Origin of the sequence: Streptomyces albidicamelliae (assembly GCF_025642175.1) — a bacterium.
Classification (GTDB): Bacteria; Actinomycetota; Actinomycetes; order Streptomycetales; family Streptomycetaceae; genus Streptomyces; species Streptomyces albidocamelliae.
Genome location: NZ_CP106795.1, coordinates 122,356 through 145,462 on the forward strand (window position 1 = coordinate 122,356; position 23,107 = coordinate 145,462).

At 70.9% G+C, this 23,107-nt stretch carries 26 protein-coding genes and 1 pseudogene; 6 read left to right on the forward strand and 21 right to left on the reverse strand.

The window, feature by feature from the left end; genetic code table 11:
• Nucleotides 1-451 precede the first annotated feature (451 nt).
• The 4 genes from N8I86_RS00640 to N8I86_RS00655 form a co-directional block, all read right to left on the reverse strand.
• On the reverse strand, nt 452-646 hold the full coding sequence (locus N8I86_RS00640; protein ID WP_073896587.1) for a hypothetical protein: 195 nt from the start codon (nt 644-646) through the stop codon (nt 452-454).
• Nucleotides 643-813: a hypothetical protein gene (locus N8I86_RS00645; protein WP_263276724.1), complete on the reverse strand. Its 171-nt coding sequence runs from the start codon at nt 811-813 to the stop codon at nt 643-645. Before N8I86_RS00645 ends, N8I86_RS00640 begins: the two co-directional genes overlap by 4 nt.
• Before the next feature lie 291 nt (nt 814-1,104).
• A complete protein-coding gene (locus N8I86_RS00650) occupies nt 1,105-1,791 on the reverse strand; it encodes an NAD(P)H-binding protein (RefSeq protein ID WP_263276725.1) in 687 nt (228 codons plus the stop codon).
• Between the two features lie 87 nt (nt 1,792-1,878).
• Nucleotides 1,879-2,922, reverse strand: coding sequence for a zinc-dependent alcohol dehydrogenase family protein (locus N8I86_RS00655; protein WP_263276726.1), 1,044 nt, complete (start codon nt 2,920-2,922; stop codon nt 1,879-1,881).
• 107 nt (nt 2,923-3,029) lie between these two features.
• Between N8I86_RS00655 and N8I86_RS39175 the strand changes: the two genes are divergently transcribed.
• Entirely contained in the window at nt 3,030-3,968 is a 939-nt protein-coding gene (locus N8I86_RS39175) for a LysR substrate-binding domain-containing protein (RefSeq protein WP_404830770.1), read from the forward strand.
• Nucleotides 3,969-4,214: 246 nt separating this feature from the next.
• Here N8I86_RS39175 and N8I86_RS00665 read toward each other — a convergent pair.
• The 6 genes and pseudogenes from N8I86_RS00665 to N8I86_RS00690 all read right to left on the reverse strand — a co-directional run.
• Nucleotides 4,215-4,808, reverse strand: a pseudogene (locus N8I86_RS00665) (sensor histidine kinase); the annotation flags it as partial.
• 635 nt (nt 4,809-5,443) lie between these two features.
• The gene (locus N8I86_RS00670; RefSeq protein ID WP_263276728.1) at nt 5,444-6,103 is read right to left on the reverse strand and encodes a diguanylate cyclase; all 660 of its coding nucleotides are present in this window, start codon (nt 6,101-6,103) and stop codon (nt 5,444-5,446) included.
• Nucleotides 6,104-6,218: 115 nt separating this feature from the next.
• Nucleotides 6,219-6,545 carry a plasmid stabilization protein gene (locus N8I86_RS00675; protein ID WP_073896580.1) on the reverse strand — a complete coding sequence of 109 codons (327 nt, stop codon included), beginning with the start codon at nt 6,543-6,545 and terminating at the stop codon, nt 6,219-6,221.
• A 654-nt stretch (nt 6,546-7,199) separates the two neighbouring features.
• The gene (locus N8I86_RS00680) at nt 7,200-7,565 is read right to left on the reverse strand and encodes a hypothetical protein (RefSeq protein ID WP_263276729.1); all 366 of its coding nucleotides are present in this window, start codon (nt 7,563-7,565) and stop codon (nt 7,200-7,202) included.
• Between the two features lie 23 nt (nt 7,566-7,588).
• Nucleotides 7,589-7,945, reverse strand: a complete 357-nt coding sequence (locus N8I86_RS00685; protein WP_263276730.1) for an SDR family NAD(P)-dependent oxidoreductase — start codon at nt 7,943-7,945, stop codon at nt 7,589-7,591.
• A gap of 83 nt (nt 7,946-8,028) precedes the next feature.
• A complete protein-coding gene (locus tag N8I86_RS00690; protein ID WP_073896575.1) occupies nt 8,029-8,451 on the reverse strand; it encodes an ArsI/CadI family heavy metal resistance metalloenzyme in 423 nt (140 codons plus the stop codon).
• A gap of 89 nt (nt 8,452-8,540) precedes the next feature.
• Between N8I86_RS00690 and N8I86_RS00695 the strand changes: the two genes are divergently transcribed.
• From N8I86_RS00695 to N8I86_RS00715, 5 genes are all read left to right on the forward strand, one after another.
• Nucleotides 8,541-8,921 carry an ArsR/SmtB family transcription factor gene (locus N8I86_RS00695; RefSeq protein WP_073896573.1) on the forward strand — a complete coding sequence of 127 codons (381 nt, stop codon included), beginning with the start codon at nt 8,541-8,543 and terminating at the stop codon, nt 8,919-8,921.
• Complete coding sequence (locus tag N8I86_RS00700) at nt 8,918-9,694, forward strand: aquaporin (protein WP_263276731.1); 777 nt, start codon at nt 8,918-8,920, stop codon at nt 9,692-9,694. Before N8I86_RS00695 ends, N8I86_RS00700 begins: the two co-directional genes overlap by 4 nt.
• On the forward strand, nt 9,691-10,110 hold the full coding sequence (locus N8I86_RS00705; protein WP_073896570.1) for an arsenate reductase ArsC: 420 nt from the start codon (nt 9,691-9,693) through the stop codon (nt 10,108-10,110). Before N8I86_RS00700 ends, N8I86_RS00705 begins: the two co-directional genes overlap by 4 nt.
• Nucleotides 10,107-10,613, forward strand: a complete 507-nt coding sequence (locus N8I86_RS00710; protein ID WP_263276732.1) for a GNAT family N-acetyltransferase — start codon at nt 10,107-10,109, stop codon at nt 10,611-10,613. The genes N8I86_RS00705 and N8I86_RS00710 overlap by 4 nt, the downstream gene beginning before the upstream one ends.
• A 229-nt stretch (nt 10,614-10,842) precedes the next feature.
• Nucleotides 10,843-11,772 carry an ADP-ribosylglycohydrolase family protein gene (locus N8I86_RS00715; protein WP_263276733.1) on the forward strand — a complete coding sequence of 310 codons (930 nt, stop codon included), beginning with the start codon at nt 10,843-10,845 and terminating at the stop codon, nt 11,770-11,772.
• A 105-nt stretch (nt 11,773-11,877) separates the two neighbouring features.
• Here N8I86_RS00715 and N8I86_RS00720 read toward each other — a convergent pair whose 3' ends face one another.
• From N8I86_RS00720 to N8I86_RS00770, 11 genes are all read right to left on the reverse strand, one after another.
• Entirely contained in the window at nt 11,878-13,164 is a 1,287-nt protein-coding gene (locus tag N8I86_RS00720) for an MFS transporter (protein ID WP_263276734.1), read from the reverse strand.
• Complete coding sequence (locus N8I86_RS00725) at nt 13,161-13,700, reverse strand: ArsR/SmtB family transcription factor (protein WP_263276735.1); 540 nt, start codon at nt 13,698-13,700, stop codon at nt 13,161-13,163. Before N8I86_RS00725 ends, N8I86_RS00720 begins: the two co-directional genes overlap by 4 nt.
• A gap of 126 nt (nt 13,701-13,826) precedes the next feature.
• Nucleotides 13,827-15,641 carry an FAD-dependent oxidoreductase gene (locus tag N8I86_RS00730; protein ID WP_263276736.1) on the reverse strand — a complete coding sequence of 605 codons (1,815 nt, stop codon included), beginning with the start codon at nt 15,639-15,641 and terminating at the stop codon, nt 13,827-13,829.
• Nucleotides 15,641-15,904, reverse strand: coding sequence for a UBP-type zinc finger domain-containing protein (locus N8I86_RS00735; RefSeq protein ID WP_263276737.1), 264 nt, complete (start codon nt 15,902-15,904; stop codon nt 15,641-15,643). The genes N8I86_RS00730 and N8I86_RS00735 overlap by 1 nt, the downstream gene beginning before the upstream one ends.
• Nucleotides 15,905-15,909: 5 nt before the next feature.
• Nucleotides 15,910-16,356: a thioredoxin gene (gene trxA / locus N8I86_RS00740; protein WP_073896556.1), complete on the reverse strand. Its 447-nt coding sequence runs from the start codon at nt 16,354-16,356 to the stop codon at nt 15,910-15,912.
• On the reverse strand, nt 16,353-18,992 hold the full coding sequence (gene clpB / locus N8I86_RS00745) for an ATP-dependent chaperone ClpB (protein WP_073896554.1): 2,640 nt from the start codon (nt 18,990-18,992) through the stop codon (nt 16,353-16,355). The genes trxA and clpB overlap by 4 nt, the downstream gene beginning before the upstream one ends.
• Nucleotides 18,983-19,357 carry a chaperone modulator CbpM gene (locus tag N8I86_RS00750; RefSeq protein WP_263276738.1) on the reverse strand — a complete coding sequence of 125 codons (375 nt, stop codon included), beginning with the start codon at nt 19,355-19,357 and terminating at the stop codon, nt 18,983-18,985. Before N8I86_RS00750 ends, clpB begins: the two co-directional genes overlap by 10 nt.
• Complete coding sequence (locus N8I86_RS00755; protein ID WP_263276739.1) at nt 19,354-20,292, reverse strand: J domain-containing protein; 939 nt, start codon at nt 20,290-20,292, stop codon at nt 19,354-19,356. Before N8I86_RS00755 ends, N8I86_RS00750 begins: the two co-directional genes overlap by 4 nt.
• Nucleotides 20,293-20,298: 6 nt before the next feature.
• Nucleotides 20,299-20,883, reverse strand: a complete 585-nt coding sequence (locus tag N8I86_RS00760) for a nucleotide exchange factor GrpE (RefSeq protein ID WP_073896550.1) — start codon at nt 20,881-20,883, stop codon at nt 20,299-20,301.
• A 10-nt stretch (nt 20,884-20,893) separates the two neighbouring features.
• Nucleotides 20,894-22,798: a molecular chaperone DnaK gene (gene dnaK / locus N8I86_RS00765; protein WP_263276740.1), complete on the reverse strand. Its 1,905-nt coding sequence runs from the start codon at nt 22,796-22,798 to the stop codon at nt 20,894-20,896.
• An 84-nt stretch (nt 22,799-22,882) separates the two neighbouring features.
• Complete coding sequence (locus N8I86_RS00770) at nt 22,883-23,089, reverse strand: hypothetical protein (RefSeq protein ID WP_263276741.1); 207 nt, start codon at nt 23,087-23,089, stop codon at nt 22,883-22,885.
• Between the last annotated feature and the right edge of the window lie 18 nt (nt 23,090-23,107).

Here is a 23,107-nt window from a genome sequence, read left to right on the forward strand (position 1 = left end):
CCGGACCATGACAGTCTGGGCCATACCCTCGTGAGGAAGCGCACCGTCTCGCCTGTGCCGTCGAGCGGAGGATCCGTTCTGGCTCGGACAACGGCCGCGAGGACGGCGCCTGCGCGGGGTCCCTCACCGAGGCGCTCGCACCGAACCCCCACTGACGACGTCTGGCGATCGTAGAGCGCATCCCGCGCGGCGCGGACGCCGCCTCAGGACCGTTGCGGCCCCGTGCTGGCCCCTGTCCTGGCGATGCGCCGGCTGCGGCATGAAGGGCCCTGACGCGACGGCGGCTCCCTCGTTCAGCCGCCCCCTCGACCACGGTCCTCGGCAGGCTTCCGAGAAGCGGCCACTCACCTGCCGGGATCCAGCAGGCGGGCAAGGTCGTGGGCGGTGGCGCCCGTGAGGTCTCCGACGTGGGCCCCGACGATGTCGAGACGGCCGCCGGTGATCGAGGAGGTCACAAAGGGTTGCCCCACAGCTTGCCGTCGATGATGACGGCGAATCCGTTGCGCGGGGCCGGAGCTTCCGCGAGGGAGCTGGTGAGGGCGGCGAAGCGGGTTCGGTCGGCAGGGCTGAGGGTTACCTCGACCTGCCAGGTGCCGTCGGCGGTGCTCTTCTCGGCCTTCGCGGAGGCGACACGGACGTCGGTCATGCCTCCGGCCCGGTCGGCGTGGACGCAGAACGCCGGTCGCTCTCTGATGCGGGCACGGTGTAGCCGCCGCTGCCCTGGGCCCAGGGGTGCTCCACGGACGAGGTGACCGGCAGGAGGGAGTCGGGGGCCGCCTTGCCGCTGCCGTCCCCGGTGGCGGCCTGAACCACGTGCGCGCGAGGGCGCGCGGTCCGCGAGGGCTACCCAGGCCGTGCCGACCACGGCGGCCGCGACGAGGCCGAACCCGGCGCGCGCCAGCCGCTGCCGGCGTCGGGCGGCCCGCAACGCGCCGTCGGCCAGGCGGGCCAGACAGGCACCGGCGGCATCACCGGCCACAGACACAGGGGCCGGCTTCAGCGCAGCCTCACCCGGTGGGTGGGTAAGCAGGTGGGGGGCTCACGCGTCGCCCCGCCCTGCGGACGGTGGCCGGCGGATGGTTCTCCGCCGGCACAGCGTCTGTTCTATCGGGGCAACTCGGGTTGTCCCGTGCGGGTCTCTGCGGCATGTGTCACCGCTGCGCGGATGGGATCGGGTCCTTCGGCAAGCTCCAGGACGAGTCCGGCCGTAGCGGGAGTGTCGAGCAGAGACGCCAATACCTGAGCGACATCGTCGCGAGTGACTTCGCCGACGCTTCGCTCGGCAGTGAGGCGAACGGTGCCGGTGCCGGGCTCGTTCGTGAGAGCGGCCGGCCGCAAAATCGTCCATTCAAGGTTCAGGGCCATGAGGTATTCGTCCGCGGCGGTCTTGGCATGTACGTAGGCCGCCCAGACTTCGTCAGCATGAGCCGGGGGCGGGCTGCCCGCGCCACGGGTGGAGACCATCACATATCGTCGGACCCCTGCCTGCAGGGCAGCGTCGGCGAGGACGGCCGCGGCCTGGTGGTCGACGGTGTGTTTGCGGGCCGCGCCGCTGCCCGGTCCGGCGCCGGCGGCGAAGACCACCGCGTCGGTTTCGGACAGGATCGCGGCAACGTCGTCGCACGATGCCTTCTCCAGGTCACAGACGACGGGGTTCATTCCGTCTGCGCGCAGGTCGCTGCTGTGGGCCGGGTTACGGACGATGCCCACGACGCTGTCGCCGCGGGCCGCGAGCACTCGGCCCAGGCGCCGGGCGATCTGGCCGTGGCCGCCCGCGATCACGATCTTCATGAAACTCTCCTCGGACAGAAAGGATGATGCGGCCCCCACCGGCGCTGCGGCTGACCTCGTCGTGGCAGGCAGGCACGGCAGACCATCTCAGAAGGCGATGCGGACCTTCAGGGCCTCGCGGTCGTGCATGGCGCGGTAGCCGTCGGGCACGCCATCCAGGTCGACGGTGCGGTCGAAGACCAGGCCCGGATCGATCGCGCCGGACAGTACGTCCGGCAGCAGCTCGGGGATGTAGGCGCGGGCGGGCGCGACGCCGCCGGCAAGCGCCACGTTCCGGCCGAACATCTGGATGATGTCGACGCCGGCGCTGCCGCCGTGCGGCACGCCGACGTAGCCGACGGCTCCGCCGTCCCGGGCGATGGAGATCGCGGTGCGCATCGACTCCTCGGTGCCGACAGCCTCCAGTACGGCGTGCGCGCCCATACCGCCGGTCAGTTCCTTGACCGCCTCGATCGCGGCCTCACCGCGCTCGGCGACCACCTCGGTGGCGCCGAAACTCCGGGCGATCGTGGTGCGCTGCTCGTGCCGGCCGAGGGCGATGATCCGGTCGGCGCCCAGGCGCTGTGCGGCGAGGACGCCGCACAAACCGACCGCGCCGTCGCCGACCACCGCCACGGTGACGCCCGGCCGGACGCCGGCGGTGACCGCGGCATGGTGGCCGGTGCTCATCACGTCGGAGAGGGCGAGCAGGCCCGGCAGCAGCTTCTCCTCCCCAGCGGCCTCCTTGGGCAGCTTGACCAGGGTGCCGTCGGCGAACGGGACGCGGACGGCTTCGCCCTGGCCGCCGTCCGAGCCGACCTCGCCCCAGAAGCCACCCCGCGGGCAGGACGTGTGCAGACCCTCGCGGCAGTAGTCGCAAGTACCGTCGGACCAGACGAACGGGGCAACCACGAAGTCGCCCCGCGTGAAGCCGATCACCTCTGAGCCGACCTCCTCGACGATGCCGAGGAACTCGTGGCCGATCCGCTGCCCGGCCACCCGGGACGCCACGCCCCGGTACGCCCACAGGTCGCTCCCGCAGATACAGGCGTTCACCACCCGCACCACGGCATCGGTCGGATTCCGAACCGCCGGGTCGGGCACCTCCCCTATTCGGACGTCGTTGGGGCCGTAGATCACGGTGGCACGCACGGAACTCTCCTGGCACTGCTCGGGGCCTGGCTGAAGCAGTCAGAGTCGCCGGACACACATCCCGTTGTCCAGCTACATCCCCTACAGCATTTATTTAAGATGAACTAATGCTCGACGTTCGACGACTCATCCTCCTGCGCGACCTGGCCGTTCACGGCACGGTGACGGCCGTGGCCGAGCTCCACGGCGTCACACCGTCCGCCGTCTCGCAGCAACTACGGCTGCTGGAGGAGGAGACCGAAACCCGCCTGCTGGAACGCACTGGCCGCTCCGTCTACCTCACCGCCGCCGGCCACCAGCTGGTCAGCGACACCGAGAACGTGCTCGCCGCTCTCGAACATGCCCGAAGCCGACTCCGCACCGGCACCGGAGAACCGACCGGGCCCGTTCACCTCGCCTGTTTCCCCAGCGCGCTCGCACCGATAGCCGCCCCCTTCGGAGAGGTTCTGGAGAGCACCCACCGGAACCTGCGGTTGCACATCACCGAGGCTGAGCCCGAAACCGCCGTGCGGCTCCTGTTGCAGCGACGCGTCGACATCGCTCTGCTCTACCGCTACGCAAACCTGGCCACACCCGCGCATCCCGGCGTCGAGATCCGAGTCCTACGCACCGATCCACTCGTCGCCGTCCTGCGGAACGACCATCCGGCGGCCCGCCCCGGGCGGTCCGCGATCGATCTGCGGGAACTCGCAGACGCTCCGTGGATCACCGCCCCGGCCCAAACGGCGTGCGGGGACGCCATCCTCCAGGCCTGCCGGGCGGCAGGCTTCACCCCACAGGTCCGCCACACCTGTACCGACTTCTCGGCGATGATCGCTCTCGCCGCAACCGGGGGCCACACCGCCCTCATTCCACACATGGCCGCCGTCCGTCTCCCGTCCGTGCTGACAGCACGACCAGTGACGGACCGCACGCTCACTCGAACAATCGAGACCGCTGTCCGCCACGGCACAGCGCACGAACCCGCGATCGCCGCCGGCCTCAGTGCACTCCGGATGTGCGCCGATGCGAGCAAGCCCGACAGCAGCGGGCCCAGTCCTGTGTGACGTACGGATGGAGCACGCGACCACCGGAGCCGGAAGGTGCGGCGACATCGAGGCAGAACGCGCCCGGCTCAGGCTTGGCGTTCCGCCGTACAGCGGGGGGGGGGCGACATCGCGCAGCCGGCGGGGCGGCCCGTCGACCCGGTGTCGCCTGGCCGCGCCTCCCGACGCGGAACCCGCTGTCGAAGGCCTGCGCGAAGACGAGCTCTCCGCCTTCTTCGACAGGCGCAGCGAGGACGTGCGCGGGCAACGGGTGCGGGCCGCGTCCGCCTTGTAAAGGCGTTCGAAGACGTGCGGCAGCGCGTCCGCGGCGATGCCGGTGCCGTGTTCGGTGACCTCGACGACGGGCTGCGCGGGGGTGGCCGTGGCGTCCGTCACCGACCGGTGCGGCACGGTCGCGTCGGCGGCGGTCCGCTGCACTCTGAGCCGTACCGCGCTGTCGTGCCGCAGTGCGTTGCCCACCGGGTTCGCGATGACGACATCGAAGCGGCGGGGATCGAGCCGGGCCGTGACGCCGTCGGGCAGGTCGGTGGTCACCTGCTTCTCATCGTTCCAGTGACGGCTCGACAGTGTCTTGCGGATGGCCTGAACGACATCGACCTCGTCGGTGCGGGATTCCGCGGCACGCGCGTCGAACCGTGAGATCTCCATCAAGTCCTCCACGAGCACCGCCAGTTCGCCCGTCTCCGCGCTCATCAGCAGGACGGCGGCCGCGGTGTCGGGCGCGAGCCGGTCGGCGTCCTCGCCCAGCACCTCGGTGACGGCGAGCATTGCGGCGAGGGGGGTGCGCAGCTCGTGGGAGACGTCGGAGGCGAAGCAGCGGGCCCGTCCCCCGGCCCCCCGCGACGCCAGCCTTGGACCAGCGGTGCCGAATGCTGGACACGGCGACCCGCCACGGCCCCGCCGGAAGCTCCTCTTGACCTGCGGGCGCCGGTGTCACCCCGAGCAGCCGCCCTCGGGCCGTTCCGCCAGGGCCTCGTCACGGACACGGGCGGCCCCGGAAAGGGACCTCACCCCTGTACGGGCCCGCTCATCCGGTGAGTGTCAAGGCGCGGGCCCCGTGGCGCCGGAACCAACCGCAGTGAGAGGCCGCGGTGCCGGGTCCGGAGGTGTCCGCGGCACCGCGCACCTGGGCGCATACCCACAAACCACTGGCCGCGCCCACCAAGAAGGCGCTGGACGAGGCTCTGCGCCTCCTCCCACGGGCGGACGGGCCCACAAGCTGATCATCATCATGGGTGGACGTTGGCAGCCGCCCGTCAGGAGCACGGCGACCGACCGCCCCGATGGGTACCGGGCCGGCATCCCGGCGCGGCACGCCCCAGCACGGGGCGCCCGGGCGATCGGCGCCGTGTCTCGCCCGCTCATGCGCACCGCTTCAGACCGTGATCAGGACGGCGGTGCAGGCAGGGGCTTCGCGTTCAGCGCACGTGCCGCGTGGACGAGGCTGGCGGCCACCGTCTGGTGGGGAGGCGCTGCTACGGCTGTCGGGGGGCTTCATTCCTGTCGTCGCGCCGGGCCCGCACGCAGCGGACCATCTCCTCGGCGTAGGGCAGGACGATGCAGAGGCCGACTCCGGCGGCAACGGCGCCGAGATACCCGGCGGACAGCGGCCGCTGCTTGGGAAGGAGCTTCCAGTCGTCTGCGCGGACACCGCCCCTGATGGCCTTGCGGACCTGGTCCCAGTGCAAGCAGGCGGTGAAGGCTGCGGCCGTCAGCGGCAGCACCTCGAGGAAGCTGTGGATGTGCTGCTCGATCGGCGTGACCTCACGCTTGTCGGTGGCCAGCGACACGTCCCACAGCGCCGTGGCCCCGTGCGCGAGCGCGGCGCCGCCCATGAGCGACAGCACCAGCGGGTTCACCTTGGCGGTCAGGCCCGCGACCACCGGCAGGCCCGCCTCTGTCATCATCAGGGCGTGGATCGCTGATTCGCGCACACCGCTCGTGTGCTCGATGTCGGAGCGGCGGTGCATCACCCAGTCGGCGACAGCCGGCGCGAACCACAGGGGCATGACGCCGTACAGCAGGAACCTGCGGTTGGTGTTCTCGACGTCGTCGGCACCGTGCGGGATGCGCAGGGTGGGCCCGGAGCGCCAGCGCTGCCAGCGAGTTAACAAGGAACGGCGAGCAATACGCATGAATGCCTTTCTCGTCGGTGACACACGCGGTACGGATCCCTGAAGGGCGCCGTGCTGCCGGGGCGGACGCCGCCGACGGCCTCACACCCGTCGGCCCTCGTCGGCGCCCTGCCAGTCAGCGGCCAACCGCCTTGCGCAACTGGTCCTTGTTCATCGAGGAACGGCCCTCGATGTTCTTCTTCTTGGCCTCTTCGTAGAGCTGGTCGCGGGTGGGCCCCTGCGCGCCGCGGTGGGAGCGCTCGCCACCGCGCTGCGACGCGGACTTCTTGTCGGCGGTAGAAGTCTTGCTCGCCGTCCGCGACTCCCCCGACCTCGCCCGCTCCTTGTTGACCGTCCGCGCGGCGATCTCCTTCGCCCGCCCCGCGGACGCACCGCGCTTCTGCGCGCCCTCCTTGACGTGCTCGTACTGCCGCTCACGCTTCGCACTGGAACCTGCCGGCATGACGCTCTCCTCCAGACCGGGTGCGCGCACCCGCTTCGAGATGACTTTTGCGTACCCCTCGGCTGTGGCTTCTCACCCGCAACCGGATCGATCCCATCTCACGTCGTCCGGCGCGGGATCCGCGAGCAGACGGCGACCGAACGGACGAGCGGCCAGAACGCGGACTGGGGCGGTTGCGGCCGTCCTACGGACCACCGCAACCGCCACCCCGGGCGGGATCGCCCGCCCGGGGTGGTTCGCGTGGGAGCGGTATCCGGCTGGAGCGTGCAGCCATACGGAGCGCGGCCCGGAACAGATGTCGGGCCGCTTGCATCCGGTCCAGGTATACGTGATCAGACCAGCGGTGGCGCGGGCCCATCGTGCCGAGAACACGGCCGAGCCGCCGACCGCGGCTTGGCCGACGCCCGCACGAGTGGCCGATCACCGAGCGCGCCCCTTCCGGACAGCTCCTAGGCTGGGGAGCGCGGCAGCCCGGCGACAGGCACGGTGCATTTGTCGCCTCGCGGGGCCACCGCGGTACGCCCCCCTCCGCGCTGTCAGTGCCGGTAGCCGGTGGCGAGTAGGCCGCTGCTCTCCCAGCCACGACGCCCGGCGTAGAAGTCGGTGTCCGTCTCCAGCACGGCCCGGGAGCGTTGGTGGTGCCGCCGCCGGCCCTCAGGTGCACAGGGGCGGTGGTGTGGAGCTGGCGGCCGCACCATCGGTGTTGCGGGCCTCCGCGCGGGTCGGCAGGGCCGACTGCGAGGCTTGCCAGGACGGCAGCCGTGCCCCGCAGGCCAGTTGGAGGAGTCCTCGGGTCACCGCTCTCCCCCGCCACGTCACCGGCCGGCCGATGCAGGCACAACCCACAGCTACAGGGTGCTCGGCGAAGCCGTTTGTCTGGTCAGACCGAGGCGTTCCCTGGACGATGACCTCGCTGACGTTGACGTCCTCGGGCGGGCCGATCGTGTGGCCGATGGCCTCGGCGATGGCCTGGGCGTCAATGCCGACGTCGCGCAGTGCGGTGCGCACCGCGCCCTGCATCTGGTCATCCCTGCCGGATTGGGTCAGCTCCGCGCGGGTCGCGTGTCTCCTTGCGCAGGCCGTCGGTGATCGCGCGGACGGCGAACTTGGTGCCGCAGTGCACGACGCCGGCGGGGGGCCGAGCGGTAGGCGGCGGTAGAGGCGACATCGATGGTGTGACCAGAGCGTCGCTCGGTCATGGACGGCAGGACGGCAGCGATCCCGTGCAGCACACCGCGCAGGTTGACGTCGATGACCTGGTTCCAGTCGTCCACGCGCAAGCCGACATGAAAGACAGCGGCCTGACGCCGGCGTTGTTGACCAGGACGACCACGCGCCCACGCCGGGCGATCGCCCCGTCGACTGACTCCCACCGCATTCAGGACGGCCAGCCATCTCATCCTTCTTGGTGAGCGACGATCAGCCGACCATGCCCGGGCAGGGCGGCCTGGGCCTGGGCGACGGCCTGCTCGTCAGGAGTGCATCAGGCGGTCGTGCCGCAGCAGGTGTCCGGGGTGGCGCCGGCCTTCTCCATGGTGTCGGCGTCGGCCTTGACGACGTAGACCTCCCAAGGCTCCTTGCCGGGGCCGTGGACCCACACCTTGTCCTGCAGGGCATAGCAGCAGGTGGTGTCGTTCTCCTCGAAGGTGGCCAGGCCGGCGTCCTTGAGGCGTCCGGTGGCGGCGGTGACGGCCTCAGTGGAGGCCACCTCGACGCCGAGGTGGTCCAGGCGGGTGTCCTCGCCGCGCTCGCCCTGGATGAGGACGAGCTTGAGCGGGGGTTCGGTGAGGGCGAAGTTGGCGTAACCGTCGCGGCGCTTGGCGGGCTCGGTGTCGAACAGCCTGGAGTAGAAGGCGATCGAGGCTTCGAGGTCGGCGACGCGCAGGGCGAGCTGAATGCGGGACATGGCGGTCTCCCCTCCGGGATGGCTTGTATCGACGTCCATCGATACAGACGGACCTTGCCACTGGATTCGATGGCTGTCAATATTGAGGGATGTCGAAACAAGCTGGTCTGCCGGTGCTGGGGCACGACGAGACCGTGTGCTGTGCGCCGATGGTCCGCGAGCCCCTGGGCGAGGAAGCCGCGCTGGAGACGTCGCGGATGTTCAAGGCGCTGTCGGACCCGATCCGGCTGCGGCTGCTGTCGCTGATCGCCTCGCACGAGGGCGGCGAGGCGTGCGTGTGCGACCTCATCGGCCCGTTCGACGTCTCCCAGCCGACCATCTCCCACCACCTGAAGGTGCTGAGGGAAGCCGGGCTGGTCGGTTCGGAGCGGCGCGGGACGTGGGTGTACTACTGGGTGCTGCCCGAGGCCCTGGCGAAACTGTCCGCCCTGCTCCAGCCCCCCGCCGTGTCCGCGAAGGTGTCGGCGTGAACGCGGCGGCGCCGCTGGTGAGGCGGGCGGCCGTCGAGGGTATCGGCACGGCCGCGCTGGTCGCCGTGGTGGTCGGCTCAGGCGTTCAGGCCGCCGAACTGACCCGCGACGTCGGGGTGCAGCTGCTGGCCAACTCCCTGGCCACCGTGTTCGGCCTCGGCGTGCTCATCGCTCTGCTCGGCCCGGTGTCGGGGGCCCACTTCAACCCGGTGGTCACCCTCGCGGCCTGGTTCACGGGCCGGCGCACCGGCGACGCTCCCGCCTTGCGCGACGTCGCAGCGTATCTTCCCGCCCAGACCGCGGGGGCGATTGCGGGAGCCGTGCTGGCGGACGCCATGTTCGGCAAGCCGCTGGTGCACTTCTCCACGCACGACCGGTGGGCCGGGCACCTGTGGCTCGGCGAAGTGGTCGCCACCGCCGGGCTGGTCTGGCTCATCTTCGGCCTCGCTCGCGCCGGCCGCGCGCACCTGGCGCCGGTAGCGGTCGCCTCCTACATCGGGGCGGCCTACTGGTTCACCTCCTCCACCTCCTTCGCCAACCCTGCCGTCACGATCGGCCGGGCGTTCACCGACACCTTCGCCGGGATCGCGCCCGCGTCCGTGGCACCGTTCCTCGCCGCCCAACTCGTCGGCGCCGCCGCCGGTCTGGGCCTGGCGGCCGTCTGCTTCGGCCCCCCGGACACCGTGAACGAGGACGACGTCGTCGTTCCCCACGACGGGCAGCAGTCCGTCGGCACTCTCCGTCCCGCCAATGAAAGCGCGCTGACCCGATGAGCACCTCCGCCACCCCGTCCGTGTTGTTCGTCTGCGTGCACAACGCCGGCCGCTCCCAGATGGGCGCCGCCTTCCTCACCCGCCTCGGCGGAGATCACGTGCAGGTCCGCTCGGCCGGGTCCGCACCGGCCGATTCCGTGAACCCGGCCGTGGTGGAAGCCATGCGGGAGGTCGGCATCGACATCTCCGCCGAGACGCCCAAGGTCCTCACCGTGGAGGCGGTGCAGTCCTCCGACGTGGTGATCACCATGGGGTGCGGTGACGCATGTCCCTACTTCCCCGGCAAGCGCTACCTCGACTGGCAACTGGACGACCCGGCCGGGCAGGGCGTCGCGGCGGTCCGTCCCATCCGCGACGAGATCGAGCGGCGCATCCGTCGACTGCTCGCCGAACTCGGCATCGAGGCCTCGGCATGAGCGACACCGCGACCGGCGTGCGCATCGCGCCCATGCGACCCGAGCACGCCACGCAGGTCCTGGCGATCTACCAGCTCGGCATCGACGAGGGCAACGCCACCTTCGAGACCACCGCCCCTGCCTGGGAGGCATTCGACGCCGCCAAACTGCCCGACCACCGCCTGGTCGCCCTCGACGGCGGCCGGGTCCTCGGCTGGGCCGCGGTGGCGCCGGTATCCGACCGGTGCGCGTACGCGGGCGTCGTCGAGCACTCCGTGTACGTCCACCCCGACGCCCGCGGCCGCCGCGTGGGCCTGGCCCTGCTGACCGCCCTGCTCGCCTCCACGGACGCCGCCGGGATCTGGACCGTGCAGTCCGGCATCTTCCCGGAGAACACAGCCAGCCTCGCCCTGCACCAGCGGGCCGGGTTCCGCGTCATCGGCACCCGCGAACGCATCGGCCGCCACCGCGGCACATGGCGCGACGTCGTCCTCGTCGAACGCCGCAGCGCCACCGTGAATTGAGCGGCACGGCAGCGGCGGTACCCAGCCATGGTGGGTTGAGAGGACCAGTCGTACGTTGACCGCGCACCCCTGAGTGCAACTGCGGCCGCAACTCCTTTCGGCCGGGTCGCGGAGGCGTGGAGGGTTGGTGCCGGCCGCCCTGGATCAAGCGCGGATGCCTGTGGCGGACGTGGCCGACCCGCCGGCTGCGGGCTCCGGGCCGTCCGCGCGCCACGGATAACCTGCGCCAATGAAGCCGATTCAGCGGGCAGCCGGTGCGATCGTCGGTTCAGCGGTGGGTGACGCGCTGGGTGGCCCCTTCGAGTTCGGCCCCCAGGGAGCGTTCTCCGCACGCTTTCCCGCGCCTGGTGTCGGTAACGAGATGTGCGGAGGCGGTGGTTGGAACCCCGGCGAGGCCACCGACGACACGCAGATGGCGATCCTGGTCGCGGAATCGCTACTCGAGCGGGGCGGACTGGACCTGCCGGACATCTTCGCCCGCTTCCAGCGGTGGGCAGCGTCAGAACCGAAGGACATCGGCCTGCAGACCGAGGACGTCCTGACCAACGGCATGCCCTGGGACCTCGCCGCCGCGATCCATGTCCAGGTCAACCAACGAGCAGCGGGAAACGGCTCCTTGATGCGGGCATCGACCTCGGCGGTCCACTTCGCTGCCACCGGCCGGAAATCCACCATGGACGCGGCCCGCCGGATCGCTGCGCTCACGCACGGTGACCGAGCGGCCTGGGAAGGCACCGCCATCGTCCACGAACTCATCCGCGTCGCATTCGAGGACGCTGATCCCCTCGCCGCGCTCCCGGACATCCTGGCCCATGTACACCCCGACCACCGCGACCGCTACGCCACCGTCCTCGCGCCCGACTGGCACCCCGATCTGGCGACCGAGTTCAACGGTGCAGTCTGGCCCTGTCTGGGCTCCGCCGTCTGGGCCCTACGCACCACCACCGGCTTCGAAGCCGCGATACGCGCGGCGATCGACCTCGGCGGCGACACGGACACCGTCGCTGCGGTGGCCGGAGGCCTCGCGGGGGCCTTCTACGGGCTGGATGCCATCCCCGCCCGCTGGACCCAGCCGCTCCATGTCCCCCTCCCGGGATTCGACGGACGGGTGCTGCACCTGGCCGATCTGCTCCATCTTGCACACCATCTCGGAGGCTGAACCAGGTGCTGCCGCATCCCGTGAAGGCCCGGCGTCCGACGCCCCGAGCCCGAGGCGAGGAACGCCGAGCCGGGCTCAGCACGGATTCAACGGCCTCGCGGAGTCCTACACGGCACCCTCCCGCACGGGATCGCCCGGTTCGGAGCGATCTGGATCTTCAGGCAGCCCGGCGGCATGCAACGCCGCCTCGACCTGGCGGTTACTGGTCATGGTGGACGTGACTGCCGTCATCGTGAGGAGGAGGCCGGCGGCGGTGTAGAGCGGGGTGCGGACGTCGTAGGTGGTGGCCAGCCAGCCGCCGAGAAGGGCGCCGAACGGGGCGGCGCACATGGCGAGCATGCGGGAGGTGGAGGCGACTCGGCCCATCAGGTGGCCGGGGACGATCGCCTGACGGAGGGACGGGCCGAGCACCATCGTGGCGCCCATGCCCGCGCCGCAGACGGCGAGCGCGAGGCCGGCGACGTACGGGTTCGGGGCGGCGGCAAGGCCCAGGATGGCGAGGCCCTCGACGGCTGCCGTGCAGGTCAGCGCGGTGCCGGTGCCGAGTCGCCGGCCGAGGAAGGAGGCGATGCCCGCGCCGAGCAGACCGCCGGTGGCCTCCGCCGTGAGGAGCAGACCGAAGCCGATGGTGTCGATGCCGAGCCGATCGTGCGCGAAGAGGGCGAGTACGGTCTCCACGGCGAGGAAGGCGATGTTCCCGACCGCCGGGCGCAGCGCCAGCCCGAGCAGCAGCCGATCCCGGAACACGTACGAGGCGCCGGCCCTCGCCTGCCGCAGCAGCGACTCACGGGCCTGCGGTACGCGCCGGGGGGCAGCAGGCAACGACCGTACGAGCAGTGCGGAGAGCGCGAACGAGACCGCGTCGGCGAGCAGCGGAACCGCACGCCCGAGCACGAGCAGGGCGCTGCCCGCAGGCGGCCCCGCGAAGCCGGACGCGGCGGTCTGGGTGCCACGCAAGCGGGAGTTGGCGCGCTCCAGGAGCGCGGGTTCGCGGCCGAGCAGATCCGGCAGGTAGGCCGTGGCGGCCGTGTCGAAGAAGAGTCCACCGAGGCCGAGGAGGAAGGCGACGGCCGCGAGCAGCGGAATGCTCAGCATGTCGAGCGCGGCCGCTGCCGCCGGTATCGCGAGCACCACCGCACGCCCAGCGTCCGTGACCCACATCGTGCGCCGACGGTCCCAGCGGTCCACCAGCGCACCGCCCAGCACCCCGAAGAGCAGCCACGGCAGCGTCCCCACGGCCGTGACGACGGCGAGCGCCATCGGGTCCCGCGTCAACGTCAACGCGAGCAACGGCAGCGCGGCATGCGTCACGCCGTCACCGAGCGAGGACACGGTCTGGGCGGTCCACAGCCGCCCGAACCCTGTCGGCAGCTTCCGCACGTCTACGGTCACTTGGCGTCCCCCTCGGCCTGCTTGCGCGATGACGGGTGGAACAGTGCGAAGACGAGCGACGCGTCCGGCAGCGACGGATCGGACTGCTCCCGGTACTCGTCCGCCAGTGCCTGCAGCCGGGCCCCCAGCTCCGCGAACTGCTCGTCGGTGAGCCGTAGATGCGCCATACGCACGTGGCGCTCGCCATCCACCGGCGCTGCTTCCAGGTCCGCCACCGCATGGCGCATGAGCACATCCGGGCCTCCCTCACCCGGATCGGGCAGCACGATCGCCCGCGCGGCCAAGGCGTAGTACCGCTCGGTGACCCCCCGGACCTTCCGCGTGCGCACCACCTTCACCAGGCCGGCCCGTTCGAGCAGCCGTACGTGGTAGCTGGAACTCCCCTTCGCCAGGCCCACTCGCTCGGCGATCTGCGTGATCGTCGCGGGCTCGAAGCGGAGCACGGCCATGATCCGGTGACGCGTCAGGTTGGAGACGGCGCGCAACTGGTCGTCAGTGGTGACGTGAAACGTCTCGGGAAGATCGTCGCTTGGCATGCGACCAATGGTCAACGATTCTTGACCATTGAGCAAGGGGTTTCGTCAGACCCTGACCAGGCGGAGCCACCGGCGCCGCCATCACCCAGCAGACACCCCGCCGTGGCGGTGGACGGGTGCCATTCGTCACGCGAGCCATGCGGACTCCTTGTGACGCATGCGTGGGGAGACGTCCGAGTGGCCCGCGACAGCGGACGTGCCCGTGGTGCCGGGTACGGCCGAGTGCCCCAGGTGCCGGTGCACGAAGTGGATGGCCATCGCGCCCTCGCCGGCCGCGGAGGCCACCCGCTTCACCGAGCCGCTACGGACGTCCCCCACCGCGAAGACCCCGGGCAGGCCGGCCTCCAGGGGCATGCACGAGCGCCCGCGGCCGTGCCACACCTCGGGGTAGGCGCAGGCTTCCTGGGCCTCCGGTCCGGTGAGGACGAAGCCGCGGGAGTCGAGAGCGATCATGCCGGCCAGCCAGTCGGTGTGCGGCTCGGCCCCCGTGAAGACGAACAGGCTCCGTACCGCGAGCCGGCGATGCACGCCCGTGCGGTTGTCGACCACATCGAGCTCCTCCAGCACCTCCTGGCCGATGACCTCGGTGACCTCGGTGTGCAGCATGACCTCCACCCGTGGATGGCGCTCGACCTGGTCGACCAGGTAGCGGGACATGTTGGCCTCGAGGCTGGCTCCTCGGACCAGCAGGTGCACCTTCGGCGCGTACCCGGCGAGGAACAGCACCGCCTGGCCCGCCGAGTTGCCTCCGCCGACGACGGCCACGGGGTCGGTGTGGCACTGCTGGGCCTCGTAGACGGTCGCCGAGTAGTGCACGCTCGTGCCCTCCAGGCGTTCGATGCCGGGCACCTGGAGCCGGCGGTAGCGGGCACCCATGGCCAGGACGACGGCGCGGGCGGCGATCTCGCTGCCGTCGGCGAACGCCACGACGTAGTGGTCCTCGTCCTTGGGATGGAGACCGGTCGCCTCCAGCGGAAGGCTGATGCTCGCGCCGAACTTGTCGGCCTGCAGCACGGCGCGTTCGGTGAGTTCGGCGCCGGAGATGCCGGACGGGAAGCCGAGCAGATTCTCGATGCGGGACGACGTGCCGGCCTGGCCGCCGGTGGCCATCGCCTCCACCACCGTGGTGCTCAGGCCCTCGGAGGCGGCGTACACCGCGGCGGCGAGGCCGGCGGGCCCGGAGCCCACGATGAGAACGTCGCCGTGTCGGTTTCCGGCGGGCAGTGACGGCAGGCCGATGAGCCGGGCCAGTTCCGCGTTGCTGGGATTGCGCAACAAGGTGGTGTCCCGCCAGATGACGAGTGGTGTCTCCTCCGGGCCGACGCCGAAGCGGCGCAGCAACTCTTCGGCCTCCTCGTCGGTCTCCAGGTCGATCCAGCGGTGCGGCAGCCGGTTGCGGACGGCGAACTCGCGCAGCCGTCTGGTGTCGGGCGAGTAGCGCGAGCCGATGATGCGGAAGCCGGCGCCCTGTCCGACGAGCAGCGCGCGACGGCACAGGCAGGCACGCAGCACGAGGTCCCCGAGGGTGGAGTCCTGGGACACCAGGTGGCGCAACTGGTCCAAGGAGACGACGAGGACCTCGCCCGGCTCCCTGGCGACAGCGGTGTAGAAAGCCACCTGTCCGTACAGCAGGCCGAGTTCGCCGATGAAGCGACCGGGGCCGTGCACGCGCAGCACGTGCTCCTCCGGAGTGCCGTGGTTCTCGACGACGGCGACGGAACCGCTGAGGACGACGAAGAACGTCTCGCAGCGCTCCCCCTCCCGGATCAGCACGTCGTTCGGAGCCATGTTCCGGCGTTCCCCGTGCTCCGACAGACGGGCTATCTGGTCCTCCGTAAGACGCGGATACGCGCCGTAGATGTCCGGGGTCTCCCAGAAGGCGGTCCCGTCCGCTTTCTCCGGCACCGGTTCTTCGCCCGGCAGCGACTGGTCGCCGGACATCAGACGAACGCCTCGTGAACGAAGCACCAGCGCCAATCCTCGCCGGGCAGGAACGACTGCACGATCGGATGGGCGACGGCGGCTGCGTGCTTGCGCGCGTGCTTGTTCGGCGAGGAGTCGCAGCAGCCGACGTGCCCGCAGGTCAGGCAGAGCCTCAGATGGACCCAGGGGGCGCCGAGCATCAGACACTCCTGACACCCCTCTGGGGTCAGTGGCCGGACCGGCCGGACGAGCGCGAGGTGGGGGTCTGCGTGCAGGGTCATCCGAATCACCCTTTCCGGGCGGTGATCGACTGTTCCACCCATTGGCGCAGCACGGGGGCGGGCGCCGCCCCCGCCTGCCGGGCGACTGTCTCGCCCTGGTCGAGGATCAGCAGTGTCGGTACGGCCTGGACCTCGAAACGCTGCGACAGTCGCGGGTTCTTGTCGACATCGACCTTGACGAGTTTGATTCGGCCGGCGAGATCGGTGGCGACCTTCTCCAGTGCGGGGCTGACCATGCGGCAGGGGCCGCACCAGGTGGCCCACAGGTCGACCACGACGGGGACGTCGGCCCGCTCGGCGACCTCGGTGAAGTCGTCGTCGCCCGCGTCCACCATCCACGGCAGGGGCCGCTTGCAGTGGCCGCACTTGGGGCGGCCCTCCGCGGCCACGGGCACCCGGTTGGTGCGCCCGCAGTGGGGACATCCGACGGTCGTCGCCCGCATCGTGCTCATGCCGCCCGCGCTCCTTCCACCTTCTCGGGCTGGTCGTAGGTGACCACCAGCTCTCCGTGTTCGGCGTCGACGCGGACCGTCGCGCCGTCCTGGACGTCGCCGCGCAGCAGGGCGCGCCCGACCATCGTCTCGACCTCGTGGGAGATGTAGCGGCGCAGCGGCCGGGCCCCGTACACCGGGTCGTAGCCCTGGTGGGCGATCAACTCCCGGGCCGCTTCGGTGAGTTCCACGGTGATGCGGCGTTCGGCGAGTCGGCGGCGCAGCTCGTCGAACTGCAGCTCCACAATCCGCTCGATCTGCCGCTCACCGAGTGGCTTGAACAGCACGATGTCGTCGACACGGTTGAGGAACTCCGGGCGGAAGTGCCCGCGCAGCTCGCCCATGACCAGGGCGCGGGCGTCCGGCTTGATCTCGCCCTCGGCGGTGGCGCCGTCGAGGAGGTGCTCGGAGCCGATGTTGGACGTCATGATGATCACGGTGTTGCGGAAGTCGACGGTACGGCCCTGGGAGTCGGTGATGCGGCCGTCGTCGAGGACCTGCAGCAGGGTGTTGAAGACATCGGTGTGCGCCTTCTCGATCTCGTCGAACAGCACCACCGAGTACGGCTTGCGGCGTACGGCCTCGGTGAGCTGGCCGCCTTCCTCATAGCCGACGTATCCGGGTGGTGCGCCCATGAGCCGGCTGACGGTGTGCCGCTCCTGGTACTCGCTCATGTCGAGGCGGATCATGTTCTCCTCGGAGTCGAACAGGGCCGCCGCGAGGGTCTTGGCCAGCTCGGTCTTCCCGACGCCGGTGGGGCCGAGGAAGATGAACGAGCCGATGGGGCGACGCGGGTCGCGGATGCCGGAGCGGGCGCGGATGATGGCGTCGGCGACGAGTTTGACGGCCTCGTCCTGGCCGATGACGCGCTCGCGCAGGATCTCGTCGAGGCGCAGCAGCTTCTCGCGTTCGCCCTCCTGGAGACGGGCGACGGGGATGCCGGTCCAGGCGGCGACGATCTCGGCGATCTCCTCCTCGGTGACAACCTCGCGCAGCAGCCGGTTCTGCCCCTGTTTGGCGGCCAGTTGCTCCTCCTCGGCCTTCAGCCGGCGCTCCAGGTCCTGGAGGCGGCCGTAGCGGAGTTCGGCGGCGCGGTTGAGGTCGTAGGCGCGTTCGGCCTCCTCCGCCTCGTGGCGGACCTGCTCCAGTTCCTGGCGCAGTTCCTGCACGCGGCGGATGGCCTGCCGTTCGGCCTCCCACTGGGCGCGTTTGGCGTCGGCCTCGCCGCGCAGGTCGGCCAGTTCCTTGCGCAGTTCCTCCAGGCGGGCTTTGCTGGCGGCGTCGGTCTCCTTGGACAGGGCCGCTTCCTCGATCTCCAGGCGGGTGACGCGGCGGGTGATCTCGTCGAGCTCGGCGGGCATCGAGTCGATCTCGGTACGCAGCCGGGCGCACGCCTCGTCGACGAGGTCGATGGCCTTGTCGGGCAGGAACCGGTCGGTGATGTAGCGGTGGCTGAGGGTGGCGGCGGAGACCAGTGCGGTGTCCTGGATCTTCACGCCGTGGAAGACCTCCAGACGCTCGCGCAGTCCGCGCAGGATGGAGATGGTGTCCTCCACGCTCGGCTCGTCGACCAGCACCTGCTGGAAGCGGCGTTCGAGGGCGGCGTCCTTCTCGATGTGCTTGCGGAACTCGTCGAGGGTGGTGGCGCCGATCATGTGGAGTTCGCCGCGGGCGAGCATCGGCTTGAGCATGTTGCCCGCGTCCATGGCCCCTTCGGCGGCACCCGCGCCCACGACGGTGTGGAGTTCGTCGACGAAGAGCAGGATGCGCCCCTGGGCGGCCTTCACCTCGGACAGCACGGCCTTGAGGCGTTCCTCGAACTCGCCGCGGTACTTGGCGCCGGCGACCAGGGAGCCCATGTCGAGGGCGAACACCGTCTTGTCGCGCAGCCCCTCGGGGACGTCGCCGCGAACGATGCGCTGGGCCAGGCCCTCGACGATGGCGGTCTTGCCGACGCCGGGATCGCCGATGAGGACGGGGTTGTTCTTGGTCTTGCGGCTGAGGATCTGGGTGACGCGGCGGATCTCCGCATCACGGCCGATGACCGGGTCCAGCCGCCCGGACCGAGCTTCGAGGACCAGGTCGCGGCCGTACTTCTCCAGCGCCTCGTAGGCCACCTCAGGGTTGGCGGAGGTGACGCGCTGGTTGCCGCGGACCTGGGTGAGCGCGCTCAGGAACGAATCCCGGGTCACGCCGTGCTCCTTGAGCAGGCGTCCGGCGGCGGTCGCCGACCCCTCCTCGGCCAGGGCGAGCAGGAGGTGCTCCACGGACACGTACTCGTCCTTGAGGCGTTTGGCCTCCCGCTCGGCGGCATCGAGCAGCCGGGACAGGCGCTGAGTGACGAAGACCTGGCCGGGTGCCGCGCCGGGACCGGTGACCTTCGGGCGGCGGGAAAGCTCGTCGCGCAGGGCCGCGCGCAGCTCCTTCGGCTCGGTGCCGGCCTGTTGCAGCAACCGCGGGATCAGACCGTCCTCCTGATCGAGAAGCGCGAACAGCAGGTGTTCCCCGTCGACCTCGGTGTGCCCCATGCCGACGGCCGCGCTCTGGGCCTCTTGGAGGGCTTCCTGGGACTTCTGGGTGAGACGGTTCATGTCCATGGGGGTGTTTCACTCCTCGTGCCGGCGCGGCGCAGGGCGGCTTCGAGCATGCTGATGCGGTCCAGCAGGTCGAGCACCAGGCCGATGGATGCGTAGTTGAGGCACAGCCCGGTGCGCAGCCGCTGGACGCGGGCGAGGGCGGCCGGTGCCGTGGGTTCGAAGACCAGCCGTCCGGAGGCGTCGCGCTCGGCCTCGACCAGGCCTAGAGCGACGAACCTGCGTATGAGGTCGGGATGGACCCCGGAGCGGCGGGCCACGGTCTGCAGGGAGAGCCTGGGCACCGGCACGATCGCGTACTGGACGCGTGCCGGCCCGGGAGCTGTCGGCGGAGACGCCGGGCGCGCTTCGGCGCGTGGGTCACTCATCGTGTCCTCCTGGGGTCGAACGAGGAGACGGCGGCGAGCTCCTCGAAGAGTGCGCGCTCCCGGTCGCTGAGCTTGGACGGCACCATGATCCGGAGTTCGGCGTAGAGGTTGCCGTCCGTGCCGCGCGGGTTCGGCATGCCCTCACCGCGCAGCCGCAGCCGTCGGCCGCTGGACGAGCCCGCGGGCACGCCCACCTTCGCCGTCCCTCCGCTCGGCGTGGATACCGGAACCGTCGCACCCAGCGCGGCCTCCCAGGGGGTGACCGGAAGCTGCACGTAGACGTCGCGGCCGTCGAGGCGGAACTGGGGGTGCGGCTGGATCCGCACCCGCAGGTACAGGTCCCCCGCGGGGGCGTCACCGTTGCCCCGGCCACCCTCGCCCGCCAGCCGGATGCGCTGCCCGTCGGTGACCCCCGGTGGCACGTCGACTTCGTACCGCCGCGGCTGCCCTGTGGGATCGGCGAGCGTGACGGTGCGACGGCCTCCCCGGTAGGCCTCCTCGACGGTGAGCGGCAGTTCGGCCTCCTGGTCGGCTCCGGGGACACGCATCCGCCCGGCGCCCCCGAAGAACGAGCCGAACAGGTCGTCGATGTCGACGCCCTCGGCGCCGAAGCCGCTGGTGCCATACCGGACCCGGGGGCCGTCCCCGGTGGACCAGCGGAAGCCGCCGCCGGGTCCCGCGCCGGCACCGACCCGCTCCTCCCAGTCCTCGGGGACCTTCCGGAAGTCCTCGCCGAAACGGTCGTAACGGGCCCGCTGGTCGGGGTCGGACAGGACACTGAAGGCCTCGTTGATCTCCTTGAACCGCTCCTCCGCCGCGGGGTCCTTGTTGACGTCCGGGTGGTACCTGCGGGCCAGCTTGCGATACGCCCGCTGGAGCTCGTCCTTGTCCGCGTCCCGCGGGACCCCGAGAACCTCGTAAAAGTCGCGTGCCATGGCCGATCACTCCCGTTTGGCGACGGTCACGGCGGCCGGCCTCAGCTGCCGCTCGGGCTCGCCGTAGCCGGGGCGCAACACCTGCGCCACGGTGTTCGGTTCGGCGTCGGGGTCCTGGACCACGCCGACGACCTCGTGCCGGGAGGGGTCGAACGGGACGCCGGTCTCGGCGTGACGCTCGTAGCCAAGGCGCTCAAGGACGGACACGGCCTGGTCGCGCACGGCGCGAACCCCCTCGACGATCGCCCCGGGATCGGAGCCCGCGTGGTCCAGGGCCAGTTCGAGGTTGTCGATGACGGGAAGAAAGGCCGCGGCCGTGCGGGCGCGTTCGACCGCGCGCTCCCGGTCCAGTTCCCTGGCGTGTCGCTTGCGCAGGTTGTCCAGATCGGCGAGAGCACGCCGCCAGCGGTCCTCGACCTCTTTCAGCGCGGCCGTGTACTCGTCCTCGCCCCCGGCCGGACCGGTGGCCGCGTCGGGCCCCGGTTCGGCCTGCGTGCTCGGCGGCGCGGGCTCGGGCAGGTGGCCCTGCGGCGGTTGTCCGGCGCTTTCGGGCGGTGGGTCGGACGATCGGTCCTGGGGAGGGATCGGCATGGCGAGTACCTCAGCCCTTGTCGAACTCGGCGTCGATCACGTCTTCGTCGGCGCCGGCACCGCCCTGCCCGGAGCCGTCCGGCCCGGTGGTGTCCGACGGACCACTCGCCGCCGCGGTTTCGGTCTGGTGGGCGGCGAGCCCGGCGTAGATCTGCTGGAGTTCGGAGATCAGCGGCCTGGTCTTCTCCACTCCGGCCTCGTTCTTGACCGCGTCGCGGGCCTCTGCCACCAGCATCTCGGCACGGGCCTTCTCGTGCGCGGGCGCGGCGTCGCCCAGTTCGCTCAGGCGCTTTTCGACCTGGTAGGCGATCGCGTCCAGTTCGTTGCGGGCGTCGACGGCCTCGCGCAGGGCCTGGTCCTGGCCCTGGTTGCGCTCGGCCTCCTGGACCATGCGCTCGACCTCACCCCGGTCGAGGTTGGAGCTCTCACTGATGGTGATGCCCTGTTCCTTGCCGGTGTCCTTGTCGCGTGCGCTGACGTTGAGGATGCCGTTGGCGTCGACGTCGAAAGTGACATCGATCTGGGGTTCGCCCCGCGGCGCCTGCCGGATGTCGGTGAGCTGGAACCGGCCGAGCGCCCGGTTGTCGGCGGCCCGCTCGCGCTCGCCCTGGAGGACCACCACATCGACGGCCGGCTGGTTGTCCTCGGCGGTGGAGAAGGTCTCGCTGCGGCGCACCGGGATGGTGGTGTTCCGCTCGACGATCTTCGTCATCACTCCGCCGCGCGTCTCCACGCCCAGGGACAGCGGGGTGACGTCGAGCAGCAGGACATCCTTGACCTCGCCCTTCAGCACCCCGGCCTGGATCGCGGCGCCCAGCGCCACGACCTCGTCGGGGTTCACGCTCATGTTGGGTTCCTTGCCGCCGGTCAGCCGGCGCACCAGCGCCTGGACCGCGGGGATGCGGGTGGAGCCGCCGACGAGGATGACCTCGTCGATGTCGTTCTCGCCGACCTTGGCGTCGGCCATGGCCTGCTGGACCGGGCCGAGGCAGCGCTCCACCAGATCGCCGGTGATCTGCTCGAACGTGGACCGCATGATCGAGTCGGTGAGGTGCTTGGGTCCGGACGCGTCCGCGGTGATGAACGGCAGGTTGACCTGGGTCTGGGTGACGGAGCTGAGCTCGGTCTTGGCCTTCTCCGCCGCCTCGAACAGCCGTTGCAGCGCCTGCGGGTCCTTGCGCAGGTCGATGCCGTTCTCCTTCTGGAAGTCGTCGGCGAGGTAGTCGACCAGACGCCGGTCGAAGTCGTCGCCGCCCAGATGGCTGTCACCCGCCGTGGAGCGCACCTCGACCACGCCGTCGCCGACGTCGAGGATGCTCACGTCGAAGGTGCCGCCGCCGAGGTCGAAGACGAGGACGGTCTCGTGCTCCTTCTTGTCCATGCCGTACGCGAGGGCGGCCGCCGTCGGCTCGTTGATGATCCGCAGCACTTCCAGTCCCGCGATCCGTCCGGCGTCACGGGTCGCGGTGCGCTGGGCGTCGTTGAAGTAGGCGGGCACCGTGATGACCGCCTCCGTGACCCGCTCCCCGAGCTGCTTGGATGCGTCGTCGGCGAGTTTGCGCAGCACTTGGGCGCTGATCTCCTCAGGCGCGTACAGCTTGTCACGCACCTTGAAGCGGGCCTCGCCGTTGTCCCCCGGGACGACGTCGTAGGCGACGGCCTTGGCCTCGTCGGAGACCTCGTCGAAGTGCCGGCCGATGAACCGCTTGGCCGAGTAGATGGTGCCCTTGGGGTTGAGGATCGCCTGACGGCGGGCCAGCTGGCCCACCAGGCGCTCGCCGGTGTCGGTGAAGGCCACCACGGACGGTGTGGTCCGGTTGCCCTCACTGTTGGGTATGACGGTCGGCTCGCCACCCTCCCAAACGGCGATCACCGAGTTGGTGGTGCCCAGGTCGATGCCCACTGCCTTGGCCATGAGGAACTCCTTCCACGGCGGTCGACGTCCGTCGGCGACCGTTCATTCGCCGGGTCGCCCCGTCCGCCCGGCTTCGAGACTCGTTCAGCTGGGGGCGGGGTCGCTGCGCGGGCGGCCGCCCTTGGAGGAGGCGCTCTCCGTGTTCGCGCCGGCCCTGCTGTCCAGCCCGGCGACCAGGCGGACGGCCTCGTCGGCGACGTCCTCGTCCACCACGACGTCGTACCGGCTGGGCTCCATCGAGCGGACCGAGGCGATGTTCCGGCGGCCGCCCTGGGCCGCGTGCAACAGCACGCCCGGCAACGCACCGAC